Source organism: Microcoleus sp. T3_B1, assembly GCF_036700445.1.
Lineage (GTDB): Bacteria > Cyanobacteriota > Cyanobacteriia > Cyanobacteriales > Microcoleaceae > Microcoleus.
Genome location: NZ_JAUBOX010000015.1, coordinates 25,347 through 41,009, shown reverse-complemented (window position 1 = coordinate 41,009; position 15,663 = coordinate 25,347). Strand labels below are relative to the sequence as shown.

The 15,663-nt window shown below is 45.2% G+C and carries 12 protein-coding genes, 2 pseudogenes and 1 riboswitch; of the genes and pseudogenes, 10 read left to right on the top strand and 4 right to left on the bottom strand.

Annotated elements, in window-relative coordinates; translation table 11 throughout:
* Positions 1 to 14 precede the first annotated feature (14 nt).
* Positions 15 to 1,223: a HAMP domain-containing sensor histidine kinase gene (locus QT990_RS10800; protein WP_333142132.1), complete on the bottom strand. Its 1,209-nt coding sequence runs from the start codon at positions 1,221 to 1,223 to the stop codon at positions 15 to 17.
* A 281-nt stretch (positions 1,224 to 1,504) separates the two neighbouring features.
* Between QT990_RS10800 and QT990_RS10795 the strand changes: the two genes are divergently transcribed.
* Positions 1,505 to 2,842, top strand: a complete 1,338-nt coding sequence (locus tag QT990_RS10795) for an ArsB/NhaD family transporter (RefSeq protein WP_333142133.1) — start codon at positions 1,505 to 1,507, stop codon at positions 2,840 to 2,842.
* 181 nt (positions 2,843 to 3,023) lie between these two features.
* On the opposite strand, the gene QT990_RS10790 is transcribed toward QT990_RS10795, so the two are convergent.
* Positions 3,024 to 4,217 carry a sensor histidine kinase gene (locus tag QT990_RS10790; protein WP_333465231.1) on the bottom strand — a complete coding sequence of 398 codons (1,194 nt, stop codon included), beginning with the start codon at positions 4,215 to 4,217 and terminating at the stop codon, positions 3,024 to 3,026.
* Positions 4,218 to 4,387: 170 nt separating this feature from the next.
* Positions 4,388 to 4,600, top strand: a riboswitch (cyclic di-AMP (ydaO/yuaA leader).
* A gap of 100 nt (positions 4,601 to 4,700) precedes the next feature.
* Here QT990_RS10790 and ntrB point away from each other — a divergent pair.
* The 4 genes from ntrB to QT990_RS10770 all read left to right on the top strand — a co-directional run bounded on the left by ntrB (position 4,701) and on the right by QT990_RS10770 (position 8,973).
* Complete coding sequence (ntrB, locus tag QT990_RS10785; RefSeq protein WP_333142135.1) at positions 4,701 to 5,549, top strand: nitrate ABC transporter permease; 849 nt, start codon at positions 4,701 to 4,703, stop codon at positions 5,547 to 5,549.
* 166 nt (positions 5,550 to 5,715) lie between these two features.
* The gene (locus QT990_RS10780; RefSeq protein ID WP_333465230.1) at positions 5,716 to 7,146 is read left to right on the top strand and encodes an ABC transporter substrate-binding protein; all 1,431 of its coding nucleotides are present in this window, start codon (positions 5,716 to 5,718) and stop codon (positions 7,144 to 7,146) included.
* A 152-nt stretch (positions 7,147 to 7,298) separates the two neighbouring features.
* Entirely contained in the window at positions 7,299 to 8,138 is an 840-nt protein-coding gene (locus tag QT990_RS10775; protein ID WP_333142137.1) for a nitrate ABC transporter ATP-binding protein, read from the top strand.
* A gap of 46 nt (positions 8,139 to 8,184) precedes the next feature.
* Positions 8,185 to 8,973, top strand: a complete 789-nt coding sequence (locus QT990_RS10770) for a universal stress protein (protein WP_333142138.1) — start codon at positions 8,185 to 8,187, stop codon at positions 8,971 to 8,973.
* 382 nt (positions 8,974 to 9,355) lie between these two features.
* Here QT990_RS10770 and QT990_RS10765 read toward each other — a convergent pair whose 3' ends face one another.
* Together QT990_RS10765 and QT990_RS10760 are read right to left on the bottom strand one after the other, a co-directional pair.
* Positions 9,356 to 9,574: a hypothetical protein gene (locus QT990_RS10765; RefSeq protein ID WP_190741995.1), complete on the bottom strand. Its 219-nt coding sequence runs from the start codon at positions 9,572 to 9,574 to the stop codon at positions 9,356 to 9,358.
* Between the two features lie 214 nt (positions 9,575 to 9,788).
* Positions 9,789 to 11,750 (bottom strand): S9 family peptidase, encoded by a 1,962-nt coding sequence (locus QT990_RS10760; RefSeq protein WP_333142139.1) that lies wholly within the window; start codon positions 11,748 to 11,750, stop codon positions 9,789 to 9,791.
* A 79-nt stretch (positions 11,751 to 11,829) separates the two neighbouring features.
* Here QT990_RS10760 and QT990_RS10755 point away from each other — a divergent pair, with 79 nt between their 5' ends.
* The 5 genes and pseudogenes from QT990_RS10755 (at position 11,830) to QT990_RS10735 (ending at position 15,578) form a co-directional block, all read left to right on the top strand.
* Positions 11,830 to 12,753 carry a nucleoside hydrolase gene (locus tag QT990_RS10755; protein ID WP_333142140.1) on the top strand — a complete coding sequence of 308 codons (924 nt, stop codon included), beginning with the start codon at positions 11,830 to 11,832 and terminating at the stop codon, positions 12,751 to 12,753.
* A gap of 138 nt (positions 12,754 to 12,891) precedes the next feature.
* Positions 12,892 to 13,080 (top strand): annotated as a pseudogene (locus QT990_RS10750) (DUF3370 family protein); the annotation flags it as partial.
* A gap of 222 nt (positions 13,081 to 13,302) precedes the next feature.
* Positions 13,303 to 13,488: pseudogene (locus tag QT990_RS10745) on the top strand (DUF3370 family protein); the annotation flags it as partial.
* Between the two features lie 225 nt (positions 13,489 to 13,713).
* Positions 13,714 to 15,072, top strand: a complete 1,359-nt coding sequence (locus QT990_RS10740) for a DUF3370 domain-containing protein (RefSeq protein ID WP_333465229.1) — start codon at positions 13,714 to 13,716, stop codon at positions 15,070 to 15,072.
* 122 nt (positions 15,073 to 15,194) lie between these two features.
* Positions 15,195 to 15,578 carry a VanZ family protein gene (locus tag QT990_RS10735; RefSeq protein ID WP_333142142.1) on the top strand — a complete coding sequence of 128 codons (384 nt, stop codon included), beginning with the start codon at positions 15,195 to 15,197 and terminating at the stop codon, positions 15,576 to 15,578.
* The last annotated feature ends 85 nt before the right edge of the window (positions 15,579 to 15,663 follow it).

The following is a 15,663-nucleotide window of genomic DNA, read 5'->3' as shown; positions in this document are numbered from 1 at the left end:
TTTGAACTTAATGTTTAGCTTACTTCTTGGAGGACTTTAACTTCTTGGGGCAGAATCACGGTAAAAGTTGAGCCAACTCCTATTTCTGATACTAACTCGATTTTGCCTTGCAGCAGCGAGACGAGCCGCGATACTATTGCTAATCCCAGGCCAGTGCTTTCGGTGGGAAAGAGCTGTTTGCCTGCTTCTCCTGCTTGAAAGAAGGGGTCAAAGATGCGCTTTGTATCTTCGGGGGCGATGCCAATGCCGGTATCTGTAATTGCGATCGCCCAATTTCCTTCTCCAGCAGGGCGGCAACTTAATTCAATGCTACCAGATTCTGTATAGCGAATGGCATTGCTCACCAGGTTGATCAGAATTTGTTGCAGCCGCCCAGAGTCGGAGATTACTTGTGTTGGGCCGCAGTCGCTGGTAACAGCGAGCTTTAATCCTTTAGCATCAGCAATTGGCTGCATTATCTCTAGTACGGTGTTAATTACAGATTGTACATTAGTTCGCTGCAGGTTAAGTTTAATTTTTCCGGCATTGGCACGAGAAAGTTCTAGTGTGTCATTAATCATGCGAAGCAACTGTCTGCCGTTGCGTAATACTCGCTCGATGTGTTCGATGCCGGGGAGGGTATCTTTGATTTCAGATTGCCATTTTTCTTGGCGCAAAAACAGTTCGGAATAACCAATAATTGAGTTGAGAGGAGTTTTGAGTTCGTGAGCTAAATGGTAGACGTTTTCTTGATTGACGCTGACGAGGCGATTGAGCTCTTGATTGGTGAGTGTTAACTGAGTTTGGATTTGGTGAAGTTCCCGCATCCTCTGATCGACGTAGCTATTGAAACACTGGGCAATTGCTTCGTCTAGTACGGCATCTATCAGCCGAAAAGCTCTGAATACGTCTGCGACGCTTCCTGCTAGCAATTCGGCTTCTAAGTGGGAGAATATTACTTGACGCAATAAATGGTATTCGCGGGCTACTTCTGCGGCGTCGTAGCCTTGTTCTGCTCTGAGAAATCCGTGATCTAAACTGGCTTCAATTATTAGTTTTATTTCGCTGTTTTGATATTGGGAAAGCACTGTGACCATCGCCGCCAGCAGGTGAGGTATGTGATTTTCGATTGCTGAGTGCGGTAAGGCGTCAGCGGTTTCAATTTTCCGATCCTGACGAACTGCTTCAATCCAGTTTTTGACGATAGTATCGGTTTTGTCGGCGAGCACTTGGCTGTAGTCCATGATGTCTGCGTGGGGGTTGAGTTTGGCAGAGATTGCCTATGCTTCATTGTAGTTGAGGGATCGCCCGATCGCCATACCAAACTTCTGGCGATCGCGACCCTGCCAAAAGAAGTAGTTTTGAGGTGATTTTTTCCCTGTGCCGGATCTCTCTCTAGGGGTCGATCCCAGCGTGTTGCTACGATAATCAGCCCTTCAACCTATTGACAGAAGAGCCATAAAGTAGTACATTGCCTCACACTAATAGTTTTTAATTTTAAGTATTAAATTGTTCAGGGGAATAAATGGAAAACGTACAAGCTGTGATTGCTGCAACAACATTTATATGTGTAATTTTCTTAATAATTACAGAATGGATACACCTAACAGTTGCGGCATTTCTGGGAGCAGTGATTCTGGTGTTTACCCACGTGATGACGTTAAACAACGCGATCGAATATATCGGTCGGAGTCACGCCACGCTGGGCTTATTCTTCGGAGTCATGGTAATGGTGAGAGCCTTTGAGCCTACCAAAGTATTTGAATACTTGGCAACTCAAATTGTGCTTTTGGCTAAAGGCAAAGGCAAAAATCTCTTGCTGGGTGTTGTCGCGATTACTACGCCAATTTGTGCAGTTTTGCCCAATGCCACGACAGTCATGCTGCTAGCACCATTAATTCCGCCAATGGCAGAAGAAGTAGGTGTAGATTTTGTGCCGTTACTGATTTTAATGGTATTTGTGGCTAACAGTTCGGGACTGCTGACAATCGTGGGCGATCCGGCGACATTCATTGTCGGCGATGCTATTAACATGAGCTTTGCAGATTACCTGCTAAAGTTAAGTTTGGGCGGGGCGATCGCAGTAGGAGTGATAGTAGTTATGTTGCCTTGGCTGTTCCGCGAAATTTGGCACAAGAACTTAGACGATTTGGAACATTTGCCCCACCCGAAAATCAATCACCCGCGAGTTTTAGTAGTAGGCGGCTTAATTATAGCTTTCGTGCTGACTTTTTTTGTAATAGGAGAGTCTCTGCCCGTGCCTATTTCACCGGCAGCCGTTGCTTTGTTGGGGGCTGCTTTGGCAATGCTTTTAGCTCACCATTCCCAAATTGATTCTGTTAATAATATTTTGCGTGATTTAGATTGGAGCACGCTGCTATTTTTTATGTCTATCTTTGTGCTGATTGGCGGTTTGGAAAAAACCGGAGTCATCGCCAGTATATCTGGAATATTAGCAGTGATTTTAGGTAAGAATATTTTTCTGGGATCTTTAGTTTTGTTATTTTTTGTGGGTTTGATGTCCAGTGTGGTGCCAAATATTCCGCTGGTAGTGGCGATGGTGCCGCTGCTAAAACAGTATGTTGTCAATGTCGGGCTTGCACCGGCAGAAGTGCTGGCGCCGGATTTTGCAGGGCAGTTTCCACCTGCTGTGCTGCCGCTGTTTTATGCGATGATGTATGGAGCAACTTTAGGCGGAAATGGCACTTTGGTAGGAGCTTCTTCTAATATAGTGGCGGCGGGAATTTCTGAACAGCACGGACGCCGGATTTCTTTTCAAACTTTTCTGCGTTACGGGCTTCCTGTGATGGCGGTGCAATTGGTGGCTGCGGCTGTTTATGTAACTATTCGGTTTCTGATTTAAAGAAGTCATTAGTCATTAGTCATTAGTTATTAGTCATTAGTTATTAGTTATTAGTCAGTTGTCAGTTGTCAGTTGTCAGTTGTCAGTTGTCAGTTGTCAGTTGTCAGTTGTCAGTTGTCAGTCAACAGTTAACAGTCAACAGTTAACAGTCAACAGTCAACAGTCAACAGTTAACAGTAATCTAAACTCCATCCAATTCTAAGGGGAAAATTACAGTGAAGGAGGTGCCAACTCCTACTTCAGAAACTAATTCGATTTTACCTTGCAAGAGGTTGACTAATCGAGCGACAATTGCTAGCCCTAAGCCGGTACTGTCAGGCATCACAGAACCCAGGGAGTTGTTGGCCCGAACAAATGGCTGAAAAATCCGATCGCAGTCTTCTGAAGCAATGCCAATGCCTGTATCGGTGATGCAGATACTCCAATGTTGGTCTGGCAATAATTCGGTTTTTATGGTAATATTACCAGCTTGAGTGTAGCGAATGGCGTTGCTCACCAAGTTGGTGATAATTTGCTGCAAGCGCAAGTAATCTGTCATAACTTGATCGAGAACTGGATCGCACTCAAGGGCGATCTCTAAATTTTTGGCTTTCGCCAAAGGCTCGATTATTTCGACAACAGTGCCGAGCGCCGATCGCACATTTGTAGCACTTAGCTGCAAATTTATGCGTCCCGTGTCGTACCGCGAGATTTCGAGAGTATCGTTAATTAATCTAAGTAATAGTCTGCCGTTGTTGAGGACTTTATCAATATGTGCCAAATTGGGAGCCGAATCTTTAACTCTAGGATTGTTTATTTGGCGCAAAAACAATTGTGAGTAGCCAATAATAGAGGTGAGGGGGGTTTTCAATTCGTGAGCTAAGTGAGATATATTCTCTTGACTGGCGCGAAGTAAGCGACTCAGCTCTTGATTTGTAAGTTGCAATTGGTTTTGCAACTCCTGTAGTTCTTGGAATCTTGCCTGGGTATAGGTTTTGAAACAGTCAGCAATTGCTTCGTCGAGGGCAGCGTCAATTAAGCGATAAGCTCGGTTCACTTCAGCGGCTGAGCCTTTTAGCAATTCTGGCTCTAAAGCATCGAAAATTACCCTCCGCAGCAAGCGGTATTCCCGCGCAATTTCTTCGGCATCGTAGCCTTGCCCGGCCCTGACAGTCCCGTGGTCTAAACTTTCTTGTATGACTGTCCGAAGGTCGCTGTCTTCTGATTCTGACAGCATAGTTACGATCGCTTGCAGTACGATGGGAAGGCTGTCGCGCACGGAATCGTAGGGGAGTTGCTTGGCGGTGCCGATTTCCTCGTCGCTCCGAACAGCTTCGATCCAGTTTTCGGTAATTATATCAATTTTATCTTGTAGCGCTTGGCTAAAATCTATCATGGCTTTTATATAAATCAAGTAAGCGATCGTAATTTTATATTTCTAGATTACTTTAATCATTAGCTTTTTGAATTTTCTCTCAACTTTTGGCCTCTGTCGCACTCAAATAGCTACTCCCCAAGACCTATTGACAATATAATACGCTCGTGCTAGCTTAAGTTAAATTGGCTTAAAACGTCAAGCCTAATCCAGCGCTGCGGAATCAAACCAAGCGTGTGGCTGGAGCGGAGGAACCAATTTTCGGGGCGAATCTCTACAGAATTAAAAAGCAAAGTTAAAAAGTGCCAAATTAGAGTGTAATTTTTGATTTTGAAATCTAAGGAGAAGGACATCTCTCAGTCCTAGCCCGTCAGCTAACTTCGCAGGCATTGAGAAGAGACTGAAAAGCCAAATGTTCTGAAAAAGATTGTTTGGCTTCGTCAGTGTCTCAGGTTGGTATTGTTCAAGATTCTTGTACCTGCCCTGACTCTGAAGGAGATAGAAATGTTCATACAGCTTAATTTATCTGCGATCGCACTTGCAGGAGTTGCAACGTGGAAGCGTGTAAAACCCGTTGTCATCCGAGATGCAGTTTTGTTACCTGCTGCGGGTTTTTTGGGAATTATTGGCTTGTGGTGGATTGTTGCCAGCTTCAACAGCGATTTGATTCCCACTCCCTATCAGGCGTTAATCGCTAATTTAGATTACATATTCCATCCATTTTATCAGCGCGGGCCTGGAGATTTAGGCATTGGCTGGCTGCTGCTAGCGAGTTTGCGACGGGTGTTGGTGGGATTTTTCCTGGGTGCAGCAGTGGCGATTCCCGTGGGATTTCTGATCGGGATGTCGAAACCGGCAATGATGGCGCTCAATCCGCTGATTCAAATCTTCAAACCGGTGTCCCCGCTAGCTTGGCTGCCCATAGCTTTATCGATTTTTAATTTAGCAGAGCCGTCGGCAATTTTTGTCATATTCATCACGTCTTTGTGGCCGACAATTATCAACACAGCTTTGGGAGTTTCTAGCGTTTCCAAGGATTATCTGGATGTGGCGCAAGTGTTGGAGATGCCGCGCTGGAGGCGGATTACCAAAATAATTTGGCCGGCGAGTTTGCCCTACATTTTTACAGGTTTGCGGATTAGTTTGGGGATTGCTTGGCTGGTGATTGTGGCGGTGGAAATGCTGACAGGCGGTGTGGGAATTGGCTTTTTTGTCTGGGATGAGTGGAGCCGTTTGAACCTGAGTTCGGTATTTTTAGCGGTGTTTGTAATTGGCATAACTGGATTGTTGCTCGATGCTGCTGTTGACAAAATTCAGGAATTAGTAACGCATCGAGCAGTCAGCAGTCATTAGTCATTAGTCATTAGTCATTAGTCAGCAGCGAACAGTTAACTATCAAGTGTCAACTGTAAGGTGCGTCGCTCATGGATGGTCGATTTTTGTTTGTGATGGTTGGTGGCGACGCACCCTACAACTACAACTTCAAATCTAAAATCTAAAATCTAAAATCTAAAATTGTATGAGTGACAAGTTTTCCAATGAATGGAAGCGCCGCGAGTTTTTGCAAGGGATGGGAATGGCGGCGGCGGGAATGGCTTTATCTGGTTGTGCAATTAGCGCGGATCGATCGGCAAAAGGACTCACAGAAGAAGCCTTAGCCGTAAAGCCAGTTGTCGATTCCCGAACCTTAGAAAAACCAGATTTAACCGTAGGATACGTGCCGGTTAACGATTGTGCACCATTTGCGATCGCCTGGAAAAAAGGCTTTTTCCGCAAATACGGTTTAAACGTCAAACTCAACCGCGAAGCAAGCTGGGCAACCTCCCGCGACGGCCTCATCTTCGGCCGCCTCGACGCCTCCCCAGTCGTATCCGGCGCCGTCACAAACGCCCGAATTGGCGCCGAAGGAGCGCGGCACGCACCCCTGTGCGCGGCAATGACAATTCACCGCCACGGCAACGCCATGACGATGAACAAAGCTATGTGGGATTCCGGTTTGCGCCCGTGGCACGAATACAACGGCAATTTGGAAGAATTTGGCAAACAATTTCGAGCCTTTTTTGACAGTCAGCCACCGGAACAAAGAGTTTGGGCAGTTGTTCTGAGTTCTTCGATTTACGAATACTTTGTCCGCTACATATCGGCGGCTGCCGGTGTCGATCCGTTCAAAGAATTTCGGGTAATTATTGTGCCGCCGCCGCAGATGGTAACGAACATCAGGATTGGCGCCATGCAGGCTTACATGGTGGCAGAACCTTGGAATACGCGGGCCATTCAAGGCAATTTGGGAGTGGGTTTTACCTTCGTGCAAGGCAAGGAAGTTTGGCTGGGACATCCCGATCGCCTTTTGGGAGTAATGGAATCATTCATTGAGGAAAATCCGAAGACTTATTACTCGCTGGTGAAGGCAATGGTGGAAGCTTGTCAGTATTGCAGCAAGCCGGAAAATCGCAGTGAAATATCGGCGCTGCTAACTGAGCGATCGTTTACGGGGGCGAAACCGAAAAAAGGGGCGATCGACAAATTTACACGACCGGCAATTGTTGGCGACTACAACTATGGAGGGTTTGACGAAAAAGACCGCACCATACAATCGGAAGATGCAACTATTTTCTATGACATTCCTAAGAATTTGCCTCAAATACCGGGAAATCATTCAACATTTATGTGGCAGTCTCAGAGTATTTGGTTGATGACTCAAGCCGCTCGCTGGGGACAGATTAAAGAAGTTCCAAAAAATGCTGAGGAATTAGCTAAAAAAGCTTGGAGAACCGACATTTACCGCAAGATTGTTGCCGAAATGGGGATCGATTGTCCCAAGGAGGATTACCAAGTGGAACCTGCGGAACTTTTTATTGATAAAAAGGCCTTTGATCCAAGCGATCCCGTGGGTTATTTGAATAGTTTTGAAATTAGAGCTAACCGCCCTCAGTCTTTTTTTCAGTCTTAATGTTTGAGATGTTGCGCTTTTCCTAATGTCCCGCCAGGGAATAAATTCCCTGGCTAATAGCTAAAGTCGGTTGAAACCGACTGCCCAATTTGAGGATTTAGGCAATAGCCAGAAAAGTCAATTAACACTTTACTATTTTTGAGGAGAATACCGTGAGTCAATACACTTCTACTTCTACCAGTACCCAAAGTTCGGTTAAGAGCGATCGTCTATTTCTAGAAATTGACAACTTGTTCAAGTCGTATAAAAATGGTGACGGTAGCGAATTTAGCGTTTTGGACAATATCAATTTAAGTATTGGAGAAAACGAATTTATTTCGGTAATCGGTCACTCTGGGTGTGGCAAATCAACGCTGCTAAAAATAGTGGCTGGTTTGGAAAAACAGAGCAGGGGAATGGTGACACTGGAAGGAAAAGAAATTCGCAAACCTGGAGCCGATCGCATGATGGTATTTCAGCACTACGGATTGCTGCCTTGGCTGACGGTGCGGGAAAATATTCGGCTGGCCGTTGATGAAGTTTTGCAAAGTCTTAGCCGCCCGGAGAAGATTAGTCTTGTCAACGAACATCTAGCAATGGTAAACTTAACGGCAGCAGCCGATAAATATCCAGACGAAATTTCAGGGGGCATGAAACAGCGGGTTGGGATTGCGCGAGCTTTGGCGATTCGACCGAAAATGTTATTAATGGACGAACCGTTTGGAGCGCTGGATGCTCTGACTCGCGGCAAGTTGCAGAAACAGGTGCTGGACATCTGGGAAAATCACAGACAAGCTGCAATGATGATTACTCACGATGTGGATGAAGCTATCTATATGTCCGATCGCATTGTACTGATGACAAACGGCCCGGCTGCGACGATAGGTGAAATTTTGTCAGTGCCGTTTGCGCGCCCGCGCGATCGCCAAGAGTTGCGGGAATCCCAGGAGTATTACGAACTCCGCAACTATGCTTTGAATTTTCTCGATCGCTATTTTACCCAAGACGAATAACGCCCGACGGACAGACCAAACAATTCACTTAAGAGAGGTCAAGCCTGTGAATCTCAAAACAATGTTAGCGCGTTTTGAAAGTGCATTGGGATATCAAAACTTAGCAGAAGAAATGGTGTTGCTGCCGGAGCCACAAGCGCAAGGTTCTAAGAAATCAAAAGTTACAAAACAGGCAAAAAGTATCAATTTTATTGTCGGTTACAATAGTTCTCCCAAAAGCCAAACAGCTCTGGACATTACCCTTTGGATGGCGCATCAAACTCGTTTAGTAACAACTAAAGAAGTCACGGTTCAAGTTGTCTACGTGATCGACGAAGCGCCCAAAAGTTACGGAGAAGATACTTGCAAAGTTGCTGTGGGAAATGCCTTGGCTGCCAAGCCGAAAGTGTCGGAGTTAGAGGAAGCATTTGCCCTTAACTGTGCAGCGCCTGCGATCGCTTTACCTCAAACCGAAATCCCATCAATATCCCAGGGAAAAAGTTGGATAGATCCGCCTGATTTGAGAGCAGTTTTTGGTCAAAATAATGAGTACGAGGTAGCAGATAAGTTGCTGTGGCAAGCGCGCTGTTTGGCTGAGGAATGGCGCGGTTTATTCAAAGCTCATTTACGCATCGGGCGGGTTGCTACAGAACTGAGAAATGTGGTTGAATTAGAATCAGCAAATTTACTGTTCTTGGGCTGTGATTCTGGCAACCATCGGCTGGTTAGGGAACTAGGCAATAATTTTCCGTGCTGCGTGCTCGGGATTCCTTCGGCACTCAGCTATCAGATGGATTTTGGGCCTGAAGAAAGTTTGAGCAAGTTGCAGTTGGCGACAACTATACCTGCACATTAAACTTGTTCAGCAGTTACGCAAAACTTCTATATGTAAGGTGTGCACTGCACACCCTACCGCTATAATTCAATACGGTTCAGTTAAGCTCGATCCCCCCTAGCCAAGGGCGGGCACGGGGGCACCGCCCCTACAAGGGGGGGACAAGAAATTACTCTTGCGTCCCCCTTCTTAAGGGGGATGTAGGGGGATCTCCGAGGAATAAATAGTTTTAACCCAAGCGTATTGCGCTATAATTCGCGCGCCAAACCTTTTTTTACCTTAGTCCTATCTCGATGAAAAATTAAAAATAGTTTCCTTGATGGAAGTCCCAATTACGAGACAATTGGGGCTTTTTTTGATTGTTGATCTTTTTAAAATTACAGTCAAATAAAATTCTCGGCACTTATCTGATCGTAGACAGTTCGTTAACTAATTTTATCTTTCCTCGGCACACAGAGCGCAGCAGGCGATCGATCGAGCGTTTGTCTTCCTCAGTCAGATTTTCGTCAAAAATAGCAGCCATCAAACCGTACCTATCCGCTAGAGTAATGTAGCCATTTTGATTCACTTCGGCAAACAGCTCGCCCAAAGCAGATGGAATCAGGTGGACAGGAGTTTGCATAGTAATTGACTCTCTACTCGACGATCGCGCGATCGGGCGTTTCTGCAACAACAAAAGGCGATCGCACTATAAAAATTTATAGCTGTATAGCCTTTAAAGGTGTGACAATAAACAGCAAAATTTGTGAAGTAAATCACCTTTAAAGTTGGCGAATTATGATATAGCTTGCAGGTGCGTTTTAGGGAAGAGCGAGCAACTGCAAACTTAATGTTTTCTAAAGATTGAAAATCGGCACTTCCTCCACAGGTTCAGCTAACTCAAACTTAAACACCCGCGAATAGAAATAGAATTCGCCGTCAAGAGTTCTTTTGATATTTTCAGCGCGGCGAAAACCGTGGTGTTCCCCTTCATAAGCAACATAAGCAACCGGCAAACCTTTAGCTTTCAATATCTCTACCATCATTTCCGCTTGATTGGGCGGAACCACTTTATCTTCTAATCCTTGAAAGAAGATAACGGGACAAGATAAACGTTCGGCGGAATGAATCGGCGAACGAGCTACATACAAATCTTTTCTTTCAGGATAAGGCCCGATTAATCCATCCAGATAGCGGGCTTCAAACTTGTGAGTATCCGTTGCCAAAGCTTCCAAATCGCTAACTCCATAATAGCTCGCACCGGCCTTAAATACATCGCGGAAAGTAAGAGCGCACAGCGTAGTGTACCCCCCTGCGCTGCCTCCGGCGATCGCCATTCTTTCGCCATCAACTAAACCTTTTTGAGCTAAATATTTAGCACCGTTAGCGCAGTCGTCAACATCGACAATTCCCCAACTATCTTGCAGTCTTTTTCTGTATTCTCGACCGTAACCAGTGCTGCCGCCGTAATTAACATCGAGCACGGCAAAACCGCGACTCGTCCAATATTGAATTTTCAAATTCATGCTGCTAGAAGTAGCAGCAGTTGGGCCGCCGTGACTTTTCACAACTAACGGCGGTTTTTCACCCGCAGGCGCTGCGAAATCTTGATTTTTCGGGGGATAGAAGAAACCGAAAGCAGTCAAATTGTTTTCCGTGGGGAATTCAATCGGTTCCGGTACAGAAAGATAACCAGAATTGATGCTTAAATTGCTCGATTTCCGCAAGATTTCTAGTTGACTTGTTGCTAAATTCAGTTGTACAATAGCACTAGATTCAGTCGGCGAACCTGCCAAAAAAACAACTGTTTCTCCCCGCCCTTTGATCGACGAAATATCAGTGTAAGGCGTTTCAATTGTTGTCAACTGCTTAGTCGTTAAATCAAGACTCGCTAAATACCACAGGCCTTGCTGAGTGTAGGTGCAAATAATTTTGCTTTCCGAGACAACGGCATAAGTAGACATTCCAAAAACCCACTGGGGAAGTCCGAATTCAGCCGCCATTTCGCACAAGCTGGTTTCTATCTCTGCTTCCCGCCTTACCAAGGGGGGATTGAGGGGGGTTCTAGATTGCCAGCGGTAGAAATTCCACCAGTTCGACTTGTCAGAAACAAAATACAAAACTCCATCGGGCGACCATTCCGGTTGAAAAATCGACTCATCAACCCCGCCAGCAACCAAGTATTTTTCACCTAAAGAACCGTCAGCATTAATTTCTGCTACCCACAATTCTGTGCCATCCCACGGCATATTTGGATGGTTCCAACAAATCCAGGAAAGTAGAGAACCGTCTGGACTTAAACGAGGGGAAGCATAAAAATCATTGCCCTGAGTTAAGATTTGAATATCTTCGCCGTTATCTAAATTAATGCTAACAATAGTATTGACAGGTTCGCCCTCACCTGCATAGTCTTCGCGCACGCAAATCAGGCGATTTCTCTGCTTGTCAACTATCGCATCTGCATAGCGATAATTAGCAGCAGGTGTCAGAGGTTGGGGTTGAGAATCTAATGCTTGAGAGTAAATACGTTGGTCGGCAAAATGAGAAAAATAGACAACACCGCCAGCCACTGCAAAGGAAGCGCCGCCGTATTCGTGAACGCGAGTGCGAACATTAAAAGGATGCGGTGTCACGTCGCTGATTTTACCGTCAGGAGTGCGCCGCACGAGGACGCTTCTTCCCGCTTCCGAAGGTCTTCCCTCAACCCAGTAAATATCATCGCCGTCAATAGCAATTTGTCCGAGTCCGACAGTTCCAGAAACAATTAAATCGGAAGAAATAGGTGATTTCCAAGACCCGTAAGGTGATACTGTATTCATATAGTTGAGGCAGTTGTGTTTCTAGAACAAAAAAATTAATATTTGTACTTTACACTAATTCAGTCACTGGGGAAGCAAAATGTCCAAAAAACTCGTACTAATGGATCACGACGGTGCAGTTGACGACTATCTCTCAGTCGTGTTGCTGATGACAATGGAGGAAGTCGAAACTCTGGGAGTAATTGTAACTCCTGCGGACTGCTACATTCAACCGGCCGTGAGTGCAACGCGCAAAATCCTTGATTTGATGGGGCGTTCAGAAGTTCCGGTGGCGGCGAGTACGGTACGGGGACTGAATCCATTTCCGGTGTTATTTAGGCGAGATTCCTTTGCAGTCGATCGACTTCCCATTCTAAATGAAAAAGGAACCATTGACACGCCGTTAATATCAGAACCCGGACAAAACTTTATGGTACGAGTTTTGCGAGATGCAGCCGTACCAGTCACATTAATGGTAACGGGGCCGTTAACAACAGTAGCGCAAGCTTTAGATATCGCGCCAGAAATTGAAAGCAAAATTCAAGAAATTGTCTGGATGGGAGGCGCCCTCAATGTTATGGGCAATGTTAGCAAAGATATGGAACCCGGACAAGATATGTCGGCGGAATGGAATGCTTACTGGGACCCGATAGCAATCGATAGAATTTGGCAAACACAAATTCCCGTTGTCATGTGTCCTTTAGATATCACGAATAATGTACCGCTGACTGTAGAATTTTCCAATCTCTTAGCAAAACAGCGCAAATATCCAATTTCCGACTTAGCAGGACAGTGTTATGCCCTAGCAATATCTCAAGATTACTATTTTTGGGACATTTTGGCAACCGCTTATTTAGCGCATCCCGAATTTTACCAACTGCGAGAATGGGAAACAGAAATTATTACCGAAGGCATCAGCCAAGGACGCACACAAGTTAAAATAGGAGGGCGAAAAATTCAAGCAATGGATAAAGTAGACACAGCCCAATTTTACAAATACATATTACAACAGTGGGCGAAGTAAAAATCACAATATCTGCTAGAACTGAGCAAAATATCCGTACAAAACCCGCCCCGACACAAATATTCACATTTTCTTCTCTTCCCTCTCTTCCTCTGCGCCCTCTGCGCCCTCTGCGGTAAAAAAAAACTCATCTCAAAAATGCTGCCAATTATATCAATTCTCCCCTTAGCCCAAACCCCTCCCGCACCTCAAGAAATCCTCCAAATCCAAGAAGTGCGACCCCTCCCCGGACAGTTAGACAACATACCAGTATTTAACAGCAACAGCCCCGAATTAGTGCTGCAAGAAGGAAGTTTGCTTTCGACATTTCCCCCGGATGGTAAAAGATTTAGGAGGACGAAAAATTCAAGCAATGGATAAAGTAGACACAGCCCAATTTTACAAATACATATTACAACAGTGGGCGAAGTAAAAATCACAATATCTGCTATAACTGAGCAAAATCTCCGTACAAAACCCGCCCTGACACAAATATTCACATCCTCTTCTCTTCCCTCTCTTCCTCTGCGCCCTCTGCGCCCTCTGCGGTAAAAAAAACTCCTCTAAAAAATGCTGCCAATTATATCAATCATCCCCTTAGCCCAAACCCCTCCCGCACCTCAAGAAATCGTCCAAATCCAAGAAGTGCGACCCCTCCCCGGACAGTTAGACAACATACCAGTATTTAACAGCAACAGCCCCGAATTAGTGCTGCAAGAAGGAATTTTGCTTTCGACATTTCCCCCGGATGGTAAAAGATTTAGGAGGACGAAAAATTCAAGCAATGGATAAAGTAGACACAGCCCAATTTTACAAATACATATTACAACAGTGGGCGAGGTAAAAATCACAATATCTGCTATAACTGAGCAAAATCTCCGTACAAAACCCGCCCCGACACAAATATTCACATCCTCTTCTCTTCCCTCTCTTCCTCTGCGCCCTCTGCGCCCTCTGCGGTAAAAAAAACTCCTCTAAAAAATGCTGCCAATTATATCAATCATCCCCTTAGCCCAAACCCCTCCCGCACCTCAAGAAATCGTCCAAATCCAAGAAGTGCGACCCCTCCCCGGACAGTTAGACAACATACCAGTATTTAACAGCAACAGCCCCGAATTAGTGCTGCAAGAAGGAATTTTGCTTTCGACATTTCCCCCAGATGGTAAAAGATTTCCGGCCGCACATTTAAACTTTCCGTTTCAAGGACGTTTCGACATATTTGCCCACCACATAGCCCGCGCACCTTCCCCCGAAGATTTGCGAACATTGTATCAAGGAGTAATTGTTTACAATCCGGGCAATAAACCTGTAAAATTAGATATATTGCAAGCTGCGAGTTATCTCAGCCAACCCGATGCACCTTTCATTGAATTGCCGCCGCAAGTCGATAATTCAAACAGTAATATTTACGCAGGGCCGGGAAGTCGCGCTGTGAATGATATTCTCAGAGGAAGGAGACAGTCTGACTTTGAGCCGCAGTTAATTATTCCACCGGGAAAAAGCCAATTGTTGATGAATCATGCGATACCGGTGCGGGGATTGGTACCGCCGCTAAACGGTCGATCGACCTTGATGCGGTTGCGGAGCGATGGTATAGTCTATGTTGCCAGTCTGGCGATGTTTGCCCGAGTTGATGCACAGGGAAACGGACAGGGAAACGAGCGATCGCCCAATATAGCAGAATGGCAAAACTTATTAGACAATGGTAATATAGCCGGGCCGCGCGATCGAACTCCCACACCGCCAGAAATCACCGAAGGTCAAATAATTTACGGCCGAGTTGCCGGTGTAGCATTAGGTTCAGAATGGCGAGCACTTCTCTCAGACAACCCCGCCACCTCAAACCTAGCAATTCCCCAACCCGGAACAGCATTTTCCTACCCATTAAGCAGCCTCCCGCGCGGAATGCTGGGTACAAATCAAGTGCAAAGTGCGAGAATGCTAGTCCGCTACCCAGATACAGCATACCGCGCCCACGGCAATTACGGAATTCAATACAATCTCAGCTTGCCGCTGTACAATTCTACCAGCAAAAATCAAACTGTAACTGTCGCGATTCAAACTCCAATTAAAACAGACAAATTAACTTCAGGAGGACTTAGTTTTTTAGAACCTCCGGCACCTCAAACTTTTTTTAGGGGAACTGTCAGAGTGCGCTATACTGATGACAATAAAGTGCCTCAAACTCGCTACGTGCATTTAGTGCAGCGGCGGGGACAGCAGGGGGAACCTTTGGTAAAATTAGAGATGAAATCGGGAGAAAAGCGACTTGTAGATGTAGATTTTATTTATCCGCCCGATGCGTCGCCGCCGCAAGTTTTGACAGTGAAAACCCATTAAATTTGATCTGCTGCTACGGGTAGGCACAGGCCTACAAATACAATACGCACTTAACCAGATTTGATATTAGTTTCGCGTTGGGCTGCCTTGGTTTGTGTCTAGTCGGTATCGGCAAAAAAAAGATGAACTTCTCTAAAAAATTCTGGATAGTTGCTTGTTTTGTGTACGTTTTAATTCTTCTCAGTATTATGCTTTTAGCAGGTACGGGGAAATTAGTCAACTTTCCTCTAGCTCATCCGCCTTATGACAAACTCGGCCACTTTATTTTGTACGGAATAGCATCTTTTTTGTGCCATAGAGCAAGTGGCAAAAAAAATATGAATTTGTTTAATTATTCAATTCCTTTCGGGCCCGCAATTTTTACTATTTTCACTGCTGCGGAAGAAATGCTGCAAGCGATTTTACCCAATCGTACTGCTAGTATTGAAGATTTTTTATTTAGTTTTGGCGGGATTGCAATTTTTTATTGGATTGGAGAAGTTTGGGATAGAAAAAAAGGGCATTGATGATATAGAAGGCAGAAGGCAGAAGGCAGAAGGAAGTTCGGCAACGGATTCTGTAACGGATGTAACGGATGTCAGGAAGAAGGAA

Coding starts and splice junctions, on each gene's coding strand:
- QT990_RS10800 (WP_333142132.1), bottom strand. CDS start 1,223: ATGGACTACAGCCAAGTGCTCGCCGACAAAACCGATACTATCGTCAAA.
- QT990_RS10795 (WP_333142133.1), top strand. CDS start 1,505: ATGGAAAACGTACAAGCTGTGATTGCTGCAACAACATTTATATGTGTA.
- QT990_RS10790 (WP_333465231.1), bottom strand. CDS start 4,217: ATGATAGATTTTAGCCAAGCGCTACAAGATAAAATTGATATAATTACC.
- ntrB (WP_333142135.1), top strand. CDS start 4,701: ATGTTCATACAGCTTAATTTATCTGCGATCGCACTTGCAGGAGTTGCA.
- QT990_RS10780 (WP_333465230.1), top strand. CDS start 5,716: ATGAGTGACAAGTTTTCCAATGAATGGAAGCGCCGCGAGTTTTTGCAA.
- QT990_RS10765 (WP_190741995.1), bottom strand. CDS start 9,574: ATGCAAACTCCTGTCCACCTGATTCCATCTGCTTTGGGCGAGCTGTTT.
- QT990_RS10760 (WP_333142139.1), bottom strand. CDS start 11,750: ATGAATACAGTATCACCTTACGGGTCTTGGAAATCACCTATTTCTTCC.
- QT990_RS10755 (WP_333142140.1), top strand. CDS start 11,830: ATGTCCAAAAAACTCGTACTAATGGATCACGACGGTGCAGTTGACGAC.
- QT990_RS10740 (WP_333465229.1), top strand. CDS start 13,714: ATGCTGCCAATTATATCAATCATCCCCTTAGCCCAAACCCCTCCCGCA.
- QT990_RS10735 (WP_333142142.1), top strand. CDS start 15,195: ATGAACTTCTCTAAAAAATTCTGGATAGTTGCTTGTTTTGTGTACGTT.